The sequence below is a fragment of the Spiribacter aquaticus genome (genome assembly GCF_007625215.1).
Classification (GTDB): Bacteria; Pseudomonadota; Gammaproteobacteria; order Nitrococcales; family Nitrococcaceae; genus Spiribacter; species Spiribacter roseus.
This window is the reverse complement of the sequence record NZ_VMKP01000003.1, coordinates 21,844-36,353: the sequence shown is the minus strand read 5'-3', so window position 1 is coordinate 36,353 and position 14,510 is coordinate 21,844. Positions and strand designations below refer to the sequence as shown.

7 protein-coding genes, 3 tRNA genes and 1 pseudogene are annotated in these 14,510 nt (G+C 58.5%); 2 read left to right on the top strand and 9 right to left on the bottom strand.

All coding sequences use genetic code 11. The annotated features are described in order from the left end of the window. Positions 1-85: 85 nt before the first annotated feature. From FPL11_RS06575 to FPL11_RS06565, 3 genes are all read right to left on the bottom strand, one after another. Positions 86-160, bottom strand: a tRNA-Thr gene (locus tag FPL11_RS06575). 8 nt (positions 161-168) lie between these two features. Further along, positions 169-242: transfer RNA gene (locus FPL11_RS06570), tRNA-Gly, on the bottom strand. Positions 243-277: 35 nt separating this feature from the next. Next, positions 278-362, bottom strand: a tRNA-Tyr gene (locus FPL11_RS06565). 274 nt (positions 363-636) lie between these two features. Here FPL11_RS06565 and FPL11_RS06560 point away from each other — a divergent pair. Beyond that, the gene (locus tag FPL11_RS06560) at positions 637-2,223 is read left to right on the top strand and encodes a DUF4214 domain-containing protein (protein ID WP_144347952.1); all 1,587 of its coding nucleotides are present in this window, start codon (positions 637-639) and stop codon (positions 2,221-2,223) included. A gap of 139 nt (positions 2,224-2,362) precedes the next feature. Next, the gene (locus tag FPL11_RS06555) at positions 2,363-4,702 is read left to right on the top strand and encodes a DUF4214 domain-containing protein (RefSeq protein ID WP_144347951.1); all 2,340 of its coding nucleotides are present in this window, start codon (positions 2,363-2,365) and stop codon (positions 4,700-4,702) included. 772 nt (positions 4,703-5,474) lie between these two features. On the opposite strand, the gene FPL11_RS06550 is transcribed toward FPL11_RS06555, so the two are convergent. From FPL11_RS06550 to FPL11_RS06530, 6 genes and pseudogenes are all read right to left on the bottom strand, one after another. Further along, positions 5,475-6,365 (bottom strand): DUF4214 domain-containing protein, encoded by an 891-nt coding sequence (locus tag FPL11_RS06550; RefSeq protein WP_268815723.1) that lies wholly within the window; start codon positions 6,363-6,365, stop codon positions 5,475-5,477. A 319-nt stretch (positions 6,366-6,684) separates the two neighbouring features. Next, positions 6,685-6,794 (bottom strand): annotated as a pseudogene (locus tag FPL11_RS10210) (transposase); the annotation flags it as partial. Next, entirely contained in the window at positions 6,794-7,795 is a 1,002-nt protein-coding gene (locus FPL11_RS06545; protein ID WP_144347949.1) for a DUF4214 domain-containing protein, read from the bottom strand. The gene FPL11_RS06545 and the pseudogene FPL11_RS10210, both read right to left, overlap by 1 nt. A 34-nt stretch (positions 7,796-7,829) precedes the next feature. Beyond that, positions 7,830-9,629: an FG-GAP-like repeat-containing protein gene (locus tag FPL11_RS06540; protein ID WP_144347948.1), complete on the bottom strand. Its 1,800-nt coding sequence runs from the start codon at positions 9,627-9,629 to the stop codon at positions 7,830-7,832. 72 nt (positions 9,630-9,701) lie between these two features. After that, positions 9,702-12,398, bottom strand: a complete 2,697-nt coding sequence (locus FPL11_RS06535; RefSeq protein WP_144347947.1) for a DUF4214 domain-containing protein — start codon at positions 12,396-12,398, stop codon at positions 9,702-9,704. 266 nt (positions 12,399-12,664) lie between these two features. Beyond that, positions 12,665-14,410, bottom strand: a complete 1,746-nt coding sequence (locus tag FPL11_RS06530) for a DUF4214 domain-containing protein (RefSeq protein ID WP_144347946.1) — start codon at positions 14,408-14,410, stop codon at positions 12,665-12,667. Between the last annotated feature and the right edge of the window lie 100 nt (positions 14,411-14,510).

Here is a 14,510-nt window from a genome sequence, read left to right as displayed (position 1 = left end):
CAATCGTGCCAACGTTTACGTGCGGCTTGCTGCGCTCAAATTTCGCCTTGGCCACGGTGGTTACCCCCTGAAAGTTCACTGGATCTGGAGCCCATGGGCGGATTTGAACCGCCGGCCTCTCCCTTACCAAGGGAGTGCTCTACCCCTGAGCTACATGGGCTTTTGCTCTGGAGCGGGTGATGGGAATCGAACCCACATCATCAGCTTGGAAGGCTGAGGTTCTACCGTTGAACTACACCCGCGTGCCCGGGCCCGCGACGGCCGCGGGTCAGAAATCTGGTGGAGGGAGGAGGATTCGAACCCCCGAAGGCTGTGCCAGCAGATTTACAGTCTGCCCCCGTTGACCGCTTGGGTATCCCTCCAAAACAGCAGAGGAGAATGGTGAAAGCGGGCCGGGATGTCAAGGCCTGCAGCGGCGCCACAGCGATGCTGGATATAGAACTCAACGGCTCTGTTTCGGTTTTGGTACGAGTACATGAACTACTCTCAGAATACGAGTCAGCTCGTAGGCCTTCGTCCACGGAGATGTAAACCTTTGACCTCGCACCAATGTCTGACGGATGCGCTTAGGTCGGTGCCGGCTTGGGCAGACGGCACCTGGCATAATCGCTAAAACTCACTGAATCGCAGGAACAAATGGCGTACGACGGCCTCATCCAGACAATCTATGTCGCCAACTACGGTCGCCCGGCCGATCCGGATGGCTACGCGTACTGGAGTGACCGGCTGGGCGACGGATCGCTCACGGGGATCCTGGAGGACTTCAGCCAGTCGGCCGAGTTTGAGAACCGCTTCGGTGATCTGGATAACCAGGCGTTGGTCGAGGGCCTCTATCAACAGCTATTCAACCGCTCGGCTGATACCGAAGGCCTCGCTTTCTACACCGAGGCGCTGGCCGATGGCCGCTGGAGCCTTGCGGAGATTTCGCTGCGAATCGCCAACGGCGCGCAGAACACCGACGCAACGATACTCGAGAACAAACTGACCGCAGCATCCCGCTTTACCGAGACGGTCTGGGGGCCGGATTCTTCATCCGTGGATGCCACGGCCGAGGAGGCAGCCGCCTTTATCGATATCATCGGCGAATCCCCTCCGCCGGCGGCCAGCGCGATTCCCGGCATTCTCGCCGATATCACCACCGAGACCCTGACGCTGCAACAGGCCCTCGCTGCGGAGACGCTGCCGACCCGGTACGAGATTGCACCGGAGAGCGTTTACGAGCCAGACACACCGCTGGCGGCGGACGAAGCGCAGACGATTTACACTGAGGTCGAGGCTGCCATTGCGGGCGCCCGAAACGGGGAAGCCCTTGAGCTTGATGCGCTCTTTGACTGGTCACTCGAAGACGATTATTCGGCGCTGCTCACACTGACTGGAGAGTCCGTTCTCAACGACGCCGACAGCTACCGTTTCACCGACACGAAGGGGAGCGACTTCGGCTTTCTGGGCGACTCCGCCTACGACATGGTGCTTAGTGCCAATAACACCACCGACTACCTGTTCCGACCGGAGATGGACGGCGAAGACGGTCGCATCTGGCCCACTGCGGGCAATCCTAGTCCACTGATCGTTCAAATCGAATCCGTCTTTAGTGACGACGGGCAGTTGTCCCAGAGCCAGGGCTCCGGCGTGCTGGTCGGCCCGAATACTGTCCTGACCGCAGCTCATGTGATCCACACCGCCGAGAGCGAGGGCGGCTGGGCACAGTCGGTCAGCATTGCACCCGGTTATGATCAAGGCGCTTCGCCCTATGGCCAATTCGATGCTGTCAGCCTCTACGGCTATCCCGTCGACACTTTTGGCGGGCGGATCAGCCTGGAGCAATCGACCTACGACATGGCGTTACTCCACCTGGAAGAGCCGCTGGGCTACCAGTACGGCTATATGGATATTGGCACCAGTCCACAGGCCGGGGATGTAGTCGTATCGGGCTATCCCGGTTACGCCAACGGCGCGCAGGTCAACGGCGATGGAATCGTCAGCCTTCGGCAGGCGGGCGAGTCGATTGGCGGGCGCAGTTACTACATCTACGAGGCTGAGGATGTGGCCCCGGGCAGCAGCGGCGGCCCGGTCTGGATGTTCGAAGACGGCGTCGCCACCGTCGCCGGCAATATCTCCACCACCGACTGGGCCTACGACGCCTCCAACGACGTTGAGCGCATTGAGCAAAAGATCATCGGCTCGAATGAGCTGATCGACGACTCGTCGCTCACCTTCATATAACCCGCCACAAGAAAACGCCCCAATTTTCCGTCCGTGTAATCCGGCTCTCATAGAACCGTCACAGGCGGGTCACTACCCTGTCACTGTCCCTCGATAACCTCCGCCGGCGAAAACCTCACCCAACACCGGGAGTATTATTGTGAGCAACTACAGCCTGCAGCTGCTTCATGCCGCCGATATGGAAGGCGGCGGTGGCGACCTTCTCAATGCGCCGAACTTCGTTTCCATTGTCGATCATCTCGAGGACCAGAACCCCAACACGCTGATGCTCAGTTCGGGCGATCTGGTGCTGCCGGGACCGTATCTGACCGCCGCGGGGGATGACAGCCTGCAGCCAGCCATTCAGGCGGCCGCCGAGGCCATCTACAACCAGCCGGCCGGCACGCTGTCTGGCATCGAGGCCGCCTCGGGCCGGGTCGAGACGCTACTTGCGGACTTGATGGACACGGCTGCCGTCACCCTGGGCAACCACGAGTTCGACCAGGGGACGGAGCTGATCGCCGATATGATCGCACCGGAGGTCGGCGAAGGCGGCACGCTGGCCGACATCAAGTGGACCGGCTCGGATTTCGCCTACCTCTCCTCCAACCTCGACTTTTCCGGCGACAGCAATCTGGCTTCGCTGGCGACGGAGGAGATTCTCACCTCCGGCGAATCGAATGCCACGCTCGAGGAGATCGCCGCCGGGGATAACTCCTCCAAACTTGCACCGGCCATGGTCCAGGAAGTCAATGGTGAGGATATTGGTGTCATCGGTGTGACCACACAGATCCTCGAGAGTGTCTCCTCGCCGGGTGATACCGAGGTGCTGACCGGCGGCAGCAATGACATGCAGGCGCTGGCTGATCTGATCCAGCCGATCATCGATGACCTCGAGGGTCAGGGCGTCAACAAGATCATTCTCTCGTCGCATCTCCAGCAGCTGCAGTTCGAAGAGGAGCTGGCGACGCTGCTCGACGGGGTGGATATCGTCATCGCCGGTGGCTCCAACAGCCTGCTCGCCGACAGTGAGGATACCGAGCGGGGCCTTTTTGAAGGAGCTCCCGAGCCGGTGGACACCTACCCCATCCTGACCAAGGACGCCGCGGGGGACGATGTGGCCATCGTCAACACCGATGGCGGCTGGCGCTATGTCGGTCAGCTGGTCGCGGAGTTCGATGAACAGGGCGGGCTCATCGCCGATTCCATCGACCCGGAGACCTCCGGGGTCTTTGCCAGTACGGATGAACAGGTCGCTGCCCTGTGGGGTGATACCGAGTCCGCATTCGCCGAGGGTACCGATGGCGCCATCGCTCAGGACCTCGTTGACGCCGCCGCCGACTTTGTATCGGTGCAGGACGGCAACATCCTCGGCCTGACCGACGTCTATCTCACCGGCGAACGCGAGGCGGTCCGCACCGAGGAGACCAACCTGGGCAACCTCACCGCCGACGCCAATCTCTGGTACGCCAACCAGGTGGAAGACGACGTCGTGGTGTCGTTCAAGAATGGCGGCGGCATCCGCGAGCCGATTGGCAATGTCGTCGTCGAGGGGGGCGATGCCGAGCCCCGCTTCGAGGCGCCGGCCGCCGATGATGCGATTGGCAAGCCCGCGGGGGGTGTCTCGCAGCTCGATGCGGCTTCATCTCTGCGCTTCAACAACGACCTGACCGTTCTCACGATGGCCCGCAGCTCCCTGGCGGACGTCCTCGAGCACGCGGTCGCCGCTTCCGGCGGCGAGGCGACGCCCGGGCAGTTCGCGCAGGTCAGCGGCATTCAGTACAGTTTTGACGTGGAGCAGCCCGCTGGAGAGCGCATCCAAAGCGCCTCCATCGTCAACGAGGCCGGCGAAACGCAGGACGTGCTGGTGGCTGATGGCGAGTTCGTTGGCAATGCTGACGCTACGCTAAAGGTGGTCACGCTGGGCTTCCTCGCCCACGGCGGCGATGACTACCCGCTCAACGAGGACACGATCATTGAGCGCGTCGACCTTGCGGATAGCACGATCGAGAATGGCGACTTCACCTTTGCCGCCACGGGGACGGAGCAGGATGCCCTCGCCGAGTACATGGGTGCGGAGCATGCCGACACCCCGTTTGCCGAGGCGGAGACGCCAGCCAGCGAAGACACCCGCATCCAGAACCTCAGCGAGCGTGAGGATGCGGTCCTCAGCGAGAGCGCCGATGCCATCGGCCGACTCTATGATGCGGCCTTTGACCGCGCAGCCGACGGCGAGGGATTTGCTTACTGGCTTGAGAAAGACGACAGCCTGACGGTCACCGACATCGCCGCCCGTTTTGTCGACTCAGCCGAGTTCGACAGTCTGTATGGCGATCTGACGGACGGCGAATTCGTCGACCTGATGTACACCAATGTGCTGGACCGGGCCGCCGACGATGCCGGACGGGCCTACTGGGTTGGAGAGCTGGAGGAAGGCGCAGCCGAGGCCGTTGTGATGGTCGGGTTCACGGAGTCGGAAGAGAGCCTTGCCATAGCGTGACCCGCTTAGGATGGAGGTATCAAAACCCCGGCCCCCCTTGGGCGCCGGGGTTTTTCAGGCTCCTATACTCAATACAACTCCCGCAATGCCCGTCTGCCTGATAACGCCGGATCGTCCTACACAATTCTTTCGTGATTGGTAACGTGGCGTTATTGCCCGAGGGGTATGCAGGGGATGACGCCATAGCATTGGATAGCAACGGCAGCGACTCAGAACAGTGGTCCGTAGACCCCAGCAACTATCCCTTCAAACTCGTCACGGAAGAGACGATACACCGATTCACAGAAGATGAGGTCTCACCCGGCTCTTGATATCAAGGGGTCTGGAGCCCTCCCTCCTGTATTTACAGCGACTCCAAGGAGGTCGCGCCGGTAGATATCAATGCCGATAGCCAGCTTGATGTCATAATACCGACATCCAAGGAATATCGTGCCGATTTCGATACACGGTCGCACTTCCAGGTATTTTTGAATGAAGGCAGTCTACGCCCTCGCCTATACAAATTCTACTGAGCGAGTGCAGCACTTGCCACCTTGGCTTTACGGCCATAACCGATATCGCCAGCACGGTAGTCTTAACCATAAGGCACCGATCAGCACCGTCGGACTCTCCGGGAGCAACCTCGTGAGACTGCACAAATGTAGAGTGTTGAAACCTTTCCATTGGCGGAGAGCGCGTCAAAATCAAAAACCATGGGATCAGCCCCCTTCATTGGTCGACAATGTTTCTCAAAATCAATTACTTCCAAACCAGGGGAAGACCTCTAAGCGAGTCACATCGCATCATCATACTGAGCATTAAGCCCGGCGATCGCCGTCAAGTCTTCTTGGTATCCGTCCAATCCAACGTCACCAGCCGGCTTGTTTCTCCTCCAACTCTGGTACTGGCTGAGGAAATCGATGAACTGTTCCTGGCCAAGCCCCAGCTCGATCGCTGATTCGCCTTGTCCAATTGCCTCTATCACATCTTCCGATGCCCGCAGATCTCCGATCCACGAGGTCATGATATCTCCGGAGAATGTACGGTCGGTCTCTTGCACAAGGATGCGATTATCAACAGTGTAATTCTGGCTACTGCCGTTCGCAGCAAGCCAGTTCAGGGTATCGTCTCCTCCACCAGAATCCTTGACGATGACTGCCTCCGTACTCCGCACCTCGTAGTAATCATCGCCGCTGCCTCCAACTAGTATGGCGCGCCCGCTTGCATCCGGCAAAACGGTCAACTGATCATCGCCCGCAAGACCGAGATAAACTTTATCGCCAGCGGCGTGAGCGAATGTATCAGCCCCGTTGGTCCCTACCACGACCTCGTAGACACGGCCATCAGAGAGGCTCAACGTGCCCGGCTGAGCCGCGTCAGGCTCCCGTTGACTGCCATACTCAGATGCAAGGCGTTCTAATTGCCCGCTATCGATTTGGTTCATGGCCGAGTCAACCAGGCGGTCAATTCGAGCCAGGTCCACGCCCCTTGAACCATCAAGGATATTGAGCATGATCGTCGCCTGAGTCATCTTCCCCTGTTCAAGCTGATCAAGATAGAAAGATAATCCGCCCGGATCCGGCGCCCGATCATAGAGCGACTGATATATTGCCGTAATTTTATCGCTATTACTCAGCTCTCCATAGCGCTTCTGGGATTCCGCGCTCGTCGCGAACGCCTCGATGATATTACTGAGATCACCACCCTCGGCATCAAGCCGGCTGGACTAATAAGCGAGACCATCCACGTCCGCGGTCCGGCCGTAATACGCCAGGTAAACCTCTTGAACCGTTTCATAGTAGTCAGTATAGGACATACTACCACCTTGATTCACTTACTAACGGAATTTTTATCACCCCAATTCCTATCTAATCCACCCGTGCCCTCGTCGATGATGTTGAGTCACCTCCAGCGGTGACCTCGGTTCCACAGCGTGCCGAAGCACTTCCAGAACCCCCAGCGCGCGTGGTCTTCGAAAACAGCGACCAAAGCCGGGGCAGCTACTCTGCCTCCAGCTCCTTCAGGCGCTTCAGATCCGAGGCCTCGAGGCCGCCATACGTCGACTTCCACTCATAGAAGCAGGCGTGCTGATGCCATACTCCCGGCAGAGATCTAATTAACCAACGCGTTTATCGTGTCGATATCCTCCTGCAGGCCGGAAAGGCCAACATCCTCGGCCGCGCGATTGCCATACCAATTATCGAACTGTTTGTAGATTTCGATTGCCTGATTCTGACTGAAGCTCTCGCTAAAGACGCCGACCAAGTTGAGGCTCTCAATATAGTCTTCCGGCGCCCTTAGGTCACCAATCAGTATATTGCCGTAAAATTCGCCGGTAGCGGTATAGAATTCCGAGACAAAGGCTTTATTGTCTACCGTGTAGTTGCTGGAAATGGCAGAGCCGGCATAGCTATTAATTGTGTCAGACCCTCCCCCGGAATCTTTCACCACAACAATGGCTGCATCGCGCAAGTTGTAGGTATCGTCGCCCTCGCCACCGACGAATATTGCCCGACCGCTTGCCGCTGGATCCACATCAAACCGATCATTGCCCTCAAATCCGACATAGATCTTGTCACCGCCAAGATGGGTAAACTGATCATCCTGAGCAGTACCGCTGACCACCTCGTAAACAAAGCCGTCGCTAAGGGCGAGAGTTTCCGGTAGGGCAGATTCTGCGGTGAACTCTTCCGCGTAACCGCTCGCGGCTTGATTGAGGGAAGTTCTATCGAGCGCCGCCATCGCCGAGGTCACGAAGCTATCAATGCCTTCCCGATCACCGCCGCGCGCCCCGTTAAGGATGTCCAGCATAATCGTCGCGTCGGTCATCGCTCCCTGTTCAACCTGACTGACGTAGAAGTTCAAACCAGTATGATCCGGATCACGGTCGAAAAGCGACTGGTAGATCGAAGTGACCTTGTCCGCATTGCCCAAATCGCCGTAACGATTCTGTGACTCTTCACTGTTGGCGAATGCCTCGATGATGTTATCGAGGTTCCCATCCTCCTGATCGAGCAGGACGGACCAGTAGGCAAGCCCCTCCTGATCGGCGGCGCGCCCGTAGTAAGCCAGATAGATTTCCTGGACTTTTTCGTAATAATCCTCATACGCCATGGTGTAACGCCTCCTTGCTCAGACAGATACCCAGCTAAATCAGGCTTTCCGCCATCGCCAGTGAGATGCGGTTTTCCAGCAACAGGTCGTCTTCACCCACCGCGCCTGCCGCAACGTCCAGCGCAATCGATCCGGGGGTATAGTCGCCGTCCGTGTAGCCATCGACGTAAAACGCCAGCCCGGCCGCATCGGGCTTTCTGTCAAAAAGCCCCTGATAGATCATGGTGACGACCTCGTCGATGGTGCTGCCGTTAATATCTCCATAGCGCGCCTCTGCCTCCGGCGACGCCGCAAACGCATCAATAACAACATCCACACCGCCGTCGCTATCGGCAAGCTGACCAACCCAGTAAAGCAGTCCATCGGCATCAGCCGGTCGATCGTAGTAGGCAAGGTAGGCTTCCTGCACAGTCCGAAAGTAGGCCATGTCTTGATACTGGCTCTCCCGCGCGGGAGCGCCTCCCGCCTCGATCCAATCCTGTACCGCATAGTGAATGACAGCGCTTGGCTCGTCCGGGTCCGTGACGCCGCCATCCGATGCCCATTCGAGAATGTCGAGTCGGCCGTCTCCATTGAAATCGCGCAGAAGGGAGCTACCAGTCGTATCCAGCGGCTCTGGAAGGATGTCCTCTATCGCTAACTTCTCGAAACGGCCTTCGCCCGTATTTCGATACGCCATGAACAGAGGTGCTCCCTCGGAGCGCACGTAGTCATAAGAGATGACATCCTCGAGTCCATCACCATCGATGTCGAGAACGTCGATGAAGTTGCGGTTAGATTCGCTGTCATATCCCGTGATCGGCATATCACGCCGGGTCAGCTCACCGTCCTCAAAATCAAAGAACATCAGATACTGAGCTGGGCGGCTCTCGACCGTACCGTCGGCTTCTCGAAGGCTGGCGCCAGCGACATGCGTAACTATCGCAGTGTCGCCACTGCCGTCCAGATCGATCTCGGCAGCATCATTCGGCGCAAATCCGGCCACCCACTCACCCTGATAACGATAGGCGGTACGTTCTGCGGTGATGTCACCGTTCCAGGCCGGCACATCATAAAAAATCCGCATATCGAGCCCGTCGGTGATACTCGCCTTATCTGCGATCGACCACTGGCCGGCCGGCGTGCGCTCGAGGATAGCCGGCCCCTCCTTATCGTCGGTGAAGAAATAGATGTTGCCGTCATCAGGGGCCGAGTCCTGCAGATTCAAAAGCGTGCTCGCACCAAGTTCCGGCAAATCCTCGACAGTGACATTGTTCGACTTGTCGATAATAAATGCCTCGGGCAGGCGACTGTAGCCAGCCGCGACGACAATCCCCTCTGGCTGTGCGTGATCAGCGTCGTAACTGCGCGCACCAACTGCATGGAACCAGGAGGGCTGACCCGGCGCGATGACCTCGTGCCCCCCTGAATCAGTAGAAATGAGAATAGAAGTTAACGTGTCGTAATCGGAATCCCCATTACGCCCATCTTCCTGGTTAACAGACCAGGCGATATCCGAGATTCCGTCACCATTAAGATCTGCAACCCGGTTCTGCCGCGTCGCACCTCCCAGATCATTTGGTGCAAAAGGTGTCGAATTTATCCACTGGGAACCGACTGCTTGCCAACCCTGATCGTTGGCGTCCAATATCGCGAGACGGTTCGGCACAGATGCGTCTGTCTCTCCGGGGTTATAGGGGTTGAACCAGAGATGAAAGACCAGCTCGGGCGTGCCATCACCGTCGAGATCAGTCGCGGTCACATTCTCCGCCGACGCCCGAGTGGTTTGTGAAAAGTCGCTGTAAGCATCCCCCATAGGCAGCGATACTGGCTGAAAGAATGGATTATTCTCCATTGAGAAGTCCTCTCTCTACCTCAAAGCGCCGGTATCGCTGCAAGACGCCTTCGATGCTCCGGGCGGTCTAAGCTATACCAGCTCCACCTGCAGTGCGGTCTCTGTCACCACCGTTCGGGCGTCGAGCCCCTCGGCAAGGCCGGCAATGTCCACCTCGGCCGCGGCCATATCCAGCCCCTCGTCCGCCTCGAAGATCGTGAAGCGATCCCCCGCGTCCAGACCTTCATCCAGGCTGAAATCAAGCGTAACCAGACCACTGAGCACGGCCTCACCGGTCACATCCAATCGGTCATATTCGCCCTCGCCCGTGCCGGCGAACTCCATACGCAGATCGCCGCTCGAGTCGAAGTCACCATCAATGGCGGCCCAGCCAGGTGAGTTACCGGTAATAAAGGAACCCCCGGCGTCGTTGACGACATCCGCTTCCACGATCCCCCCATCCTCGACGCGCAGGGTGCCGTTCGCACCGATGAAAATGTCACCAACGCCATCACCCTGGGCCTCGCCAGCGCGCAGCGTGCCACCAGCACCGACCGTGACAGTGCCTTCACCGCCGCCGGACAGCTCCAGGGCGGAACGATCTACTGAGTCGTTCGGCTTTGGCGCGCCGATGATCATCAGGCCACCGGCATCGAGGACACTGCCAGCCCCATTAACCGTTACCGTCCCGACACCATCAACTTCGGTTCCAACGCTCATGACACCATTCGCTTCCAGCGTCAGACGGCCTCCTTCCTCCAAAGTAAGCGATCCGGTCCCGGCAGCACCGACTTCAACGCTTGCGGTCCGTGCAGCGAGCTCATCACCGTTTCCGTCAACCTTTACACGCGAGTTCACGCCGGTAATGGTCAACTCGCCTTCCGACCCAACTCCGTCAGCGATTTCTATTCCTGTGTAATCACCATCATTCGAATCAATCGTCATGCTGGCGCCGTTCGCAATCGAGGCCTGACCTTTCGAGCCTGCCTGGTCCGCCATCTGGAACAGGGTGCCGTAGACGATGTCGCCAAACTCCACTCTTCCACCCTCGAGCGACGCGGTTGTGCCACTACCAGACATTGAGAATGTGCCGTTGCTGCCGTCTCGGGAACCAACGGTGACGAACTCGCTAACGAGCGTCGCACCGTTTTCGAGGGTCATCGACCCCTCTCCGTCGCGGCCCACGCCGATGAAGGCTTCGCCCGATGCCGTATTTTCGTTCCTGACTTCAAGGCGACTGCCCGCGCCGCTCACAGTTACACTGCCGCTGCCTGCCGACTGCCCCTCTTTATCTCGCCCCAACTCGAGTGTGGCGTACTTATTGCGACCCACCATTTCGAAAACACCACCATTCGTGATGTTCAGTTCGCCCGTGCCACCATCACGCCCAATCGCGGCATAATGCTCGAGTATAAAGTCTTCCTCGAGTGCCGAATTCTCTTCGGCGGTCATCATCCGAAACGAGGAGCCATCAGAGATATTCATGACTCCCTGGGCGTCGGAGCCATTCCGCTGGTCACCCACCAGAAGCCTGGTACTGCTGGCCTCCAGAGTGACTTTTCCGCTGTCAAGAAGATCTAACCGACCTGAGCCACCTGCCCCCAAAGTTAGATACGGACCATCGCCATACTCACCGGCCCGACTGCCAACGAGACCATCGGTGTCCCGGATGTTCACCAAGCCGCCATCAACAATTAACTCGCCGCGGCTGTTCTCCTCGGCAGCAATGAGGATGCCGCCGCCCACCGTATTTCCATCAGGCGTCAGCACATCGACGGCAGCGCCATCATCAACCGCCAGCTTTCCGTAGCTGTCCTCCGGCCTGCCAATCGCAAGGTAGCTGTAGTCTCCGAAACTGGCCACGCCGTTAGCCGAGGAAACGGTTGCCTGTGTTCCCTCACCGGTCAGAATCATTTCACCGCGGCCGTTTTCCCCCACACGTAAATCCACAGTGGAGAGCGTGGCACCGTCTTCCAGCAGTGCCAGCCCGCTATCGAAGTCACCGATGCGAATCGTGTTGCCTGCCCCTTGCGCTTCCAGGGCCTCGCCGTCCACACGCAGCAGCCCGGGCGCGGAATCCCCCACGCGGATAAGACCACCGTCCTCCGCGCTGACGATCAGCTCCTGGGGCAGACTCTCGCCGTTTTCATTTAGGTCGAGGAGTCCAAAGGCACTGGCTCCCACCAAGACACTTTCCGCACCCGTCGGGAGATCTCCGACGGGTCTCTCGTCCGTGGCTACTCGGCCCAACGCCGCAAACGGTGGGTCTTCACTCTCCAGGGACGTTAACCAGCCATTGACCGTTTCCAAGCTATTTTCGCTCGCGTCCACGCCACCGATAACGAATCGGGCAAACCCCGGGTCTATCGGATTCTCCAGGGTCTCATAGGCATCAGTCACCCGATCGGCAACCTCAAGACGATTGCTAATCAGCGTGGCATCGTCATTCGTTGCCCCGTTCAGAATATCCAGCGCCAGGCTCTGCAGGGTGATCCGGCCTGCCTCGAGTTCACCGGTGTAGAACGCCAGACCCTCGCTGTCTGGCCCGCGGCCGAATAGGTCTTGGTAGAGCGCTGTGATGGCGTCGGCGGGTTCGCGACCGCCATAGCGCTGTTCCGCCTCCGCGGAAGTGCCGAAGGCGTCGATAATCGCATCCAGATTGCCATCGGCCGCCTCAAGCTCATTCGCCCAGAATGCTCGCCCCTCTGCGTCCGCCGCGCGACCGTAGTAGGCAACATACGCAGCATTGACCTTTCCTTCAGTAGTCAGCGTCTCGAAGTCAAAACTCATGATCCTTACACCGTTCACTCCCTACATCGAGAGTGAGGTTATCGGACCGTGCCTGCAGCCACGACCCCCCATATGGGGGGTTGGCGTAAGCAATGAGATGGGGCCCACGTCAGGTGAAGCGCCTGTTCGAGTGCTCCACTACCATTCGAATCCAACGCAGCTCCATTTTCTGCGAAGGCTTCACTCGAAAAATCAGAGAATCCGGAGCTTGAAGAGAGCAGCAACATGACGCGTTCAAATCTTGACATGCGCTTACTCCTTGGCGATCACGCCCACGCGTCGTACTCGATGCCCGTCGCGATGACTTCTGCGACATTATCCCGGTTCTCTGGAGACTCCGAGAAATCCATCAGGACCTTCTCTCGAGTCTTCGCCGGATTGTTCTGCAATTCACTCAGCCACCAGACATACCCGTCACTATCCGGGGCACGGTCGAGCACATTGCCGTACAGCGCCGTCAGGAAAGCAGCATCATCCGGCGCTTGGCCGTAGAGATCCTGGAATTCACTGGAGTCGATGAATCGCGCGGCTGCTTGTTCGAGGGCCATGCCGTCATCGACCTGGGCAATCCAGTAGCCCAGTCCAGCAGGGTCCGGCGCTCGATCAAATGCGGCCTGATAAAGGCGATAGGCCTGCCCCGACGCGCCATCCAGATCCAGTCCCAATGACTGATCCTCGAACTGCAGGCGCTCCACCGTCGTCAGCCTGTCAGCCTCGCCCTTCGAATCCGTTACGGACCATTGGTCTTCCTGACGCTCGACTCGATGTTGGCCTGCCCGATCGTTATAAATAACCTCATCGAGGCCAGCGCCGCCGTCTATTTCAAGAGACGCGCCCTGCACCAGGAACTCATCATCACCGCCACGACCGAAAATCTGCGTTCCATCGCCGGCCGCATTTAATACCTCGTCTTCGTTACGATATGCGGCCTCGACGCTTAAAACATGCGTCGATCCGTCCTGGAGCATGGCGAAGAGCTCCAGCGGTTCACCCGGCTCCGCCGGGATGACGCGCATATACTCCGGTTGCGACGGGAGACGCTGACTGACGAGTCCCGCCGCCGCGTCCGTATCCAGCTGCTCCAATGCCCCTTCGCCATCATTACGGAACAACAGTGATCCAACATCGAAACCGCCACCCTTATGCAGCGAGGATCCATTCCAGCCATTGAGCACCAAGTCCAGGAACCCGTCATGATCGAAATCAACGATCTCGAATTCCCGAAATTGGAGCGTCTCAAAGCGCCAGGCGTTTTGCTCAAGCCATACGTCGGTGGAGTACTGGTACTCACCATCCGGTCCTTGACTGAAGACCTCCAGACCATTGGCCGTGTAACCACTCTCGTGTGCAGTCAGCGTTCCCTCAAGACTCGTCACAAGCTCCTTTGAACCATCCAGATCCAGGTCCGCGGCGCGGATTCGTGTGCCGCCCATCGTCTCGAACAACCCCTCACGCCCAACTCGATGAGAGATCTCAAACCCCGAATCGACGTCACCCGAGAACACACGCGCGGCATAGTCCTCACCATAGGTATCGCCGTAAGCAACCTCCAGGATGTCATTGCCGGCGTCAGTCCGGTCAGTGACCACTACCGCTCCAGTGCCACCGCTGTTGCCCATCGCCTCCGCAACCGCCAGATCCTCCGTGAATCCGCCATTGGCGTTCTGAATGAAGACATTAATGTTCTGCGGCGTAGCGCCGAAATTGCTCCTCATGTGACTCGCCACGATGTCCATGCGCCCATCACCGTTGATATCCCCCGCTGATACGGAGTGATAGAACGCCTTATCGTCCGTCACCTGCTCGAAACGGGTGCCAGCATCATCGAGCGTTGCCACATAGATGTGGCCATGCGGCCAACTGGCGTACCCACCGCTGGGTTCCAGCCCATGGTCCACCACGACCAATCGATCAGCACCGGAGGATCCAGCATCAAGGGGCGCATAGTCCCGGGCATTACCCAGTCCCATATCCTCATGGATGCGGGATAACTCGAATGCGCCATCATCCACGCGAGTGAATTCCAGCGCTGGAATGAGGGGCTCTTCGTAAAACCCTGTCGGAAAGACAAGCGCAACTCCCTAGTCATCCCCTCTCTCGCCAAACGCTACG

Excerpts from the sequence above, each read along its gene's own strand:
- FPL11_RS06560 (WP_144347952.1), top strand. The coding sequence starts at position 637 with ATGGCGTACGACGGCCTCATCCAGACAATCTATGTCGCCAACTACGGT.
- FPL11_RS06545 (WP_144347949.1), bottom strand. The coding sequence starts at position 7,795 with ATGGCGTATGAGGATTATTACGAAAAAGTCCAGGAAATCTATCTGGCT.
- FPL11_RS06540 (WP_144347948.1), bottom strand. The coding sequence starts at position 9,629 with ATGGAGAATAATCCATTCTTTCAGCCAGTATCGCTGCCTATGGGGGAT.
- FPL11_RS06535 (WP_144347947.1), bottom strand. The coding sequence starts at position 12,398 with ATGAGTTTTGACTTCGAGACGCTGACTACTGAAGGAAAGGTCAATGCT.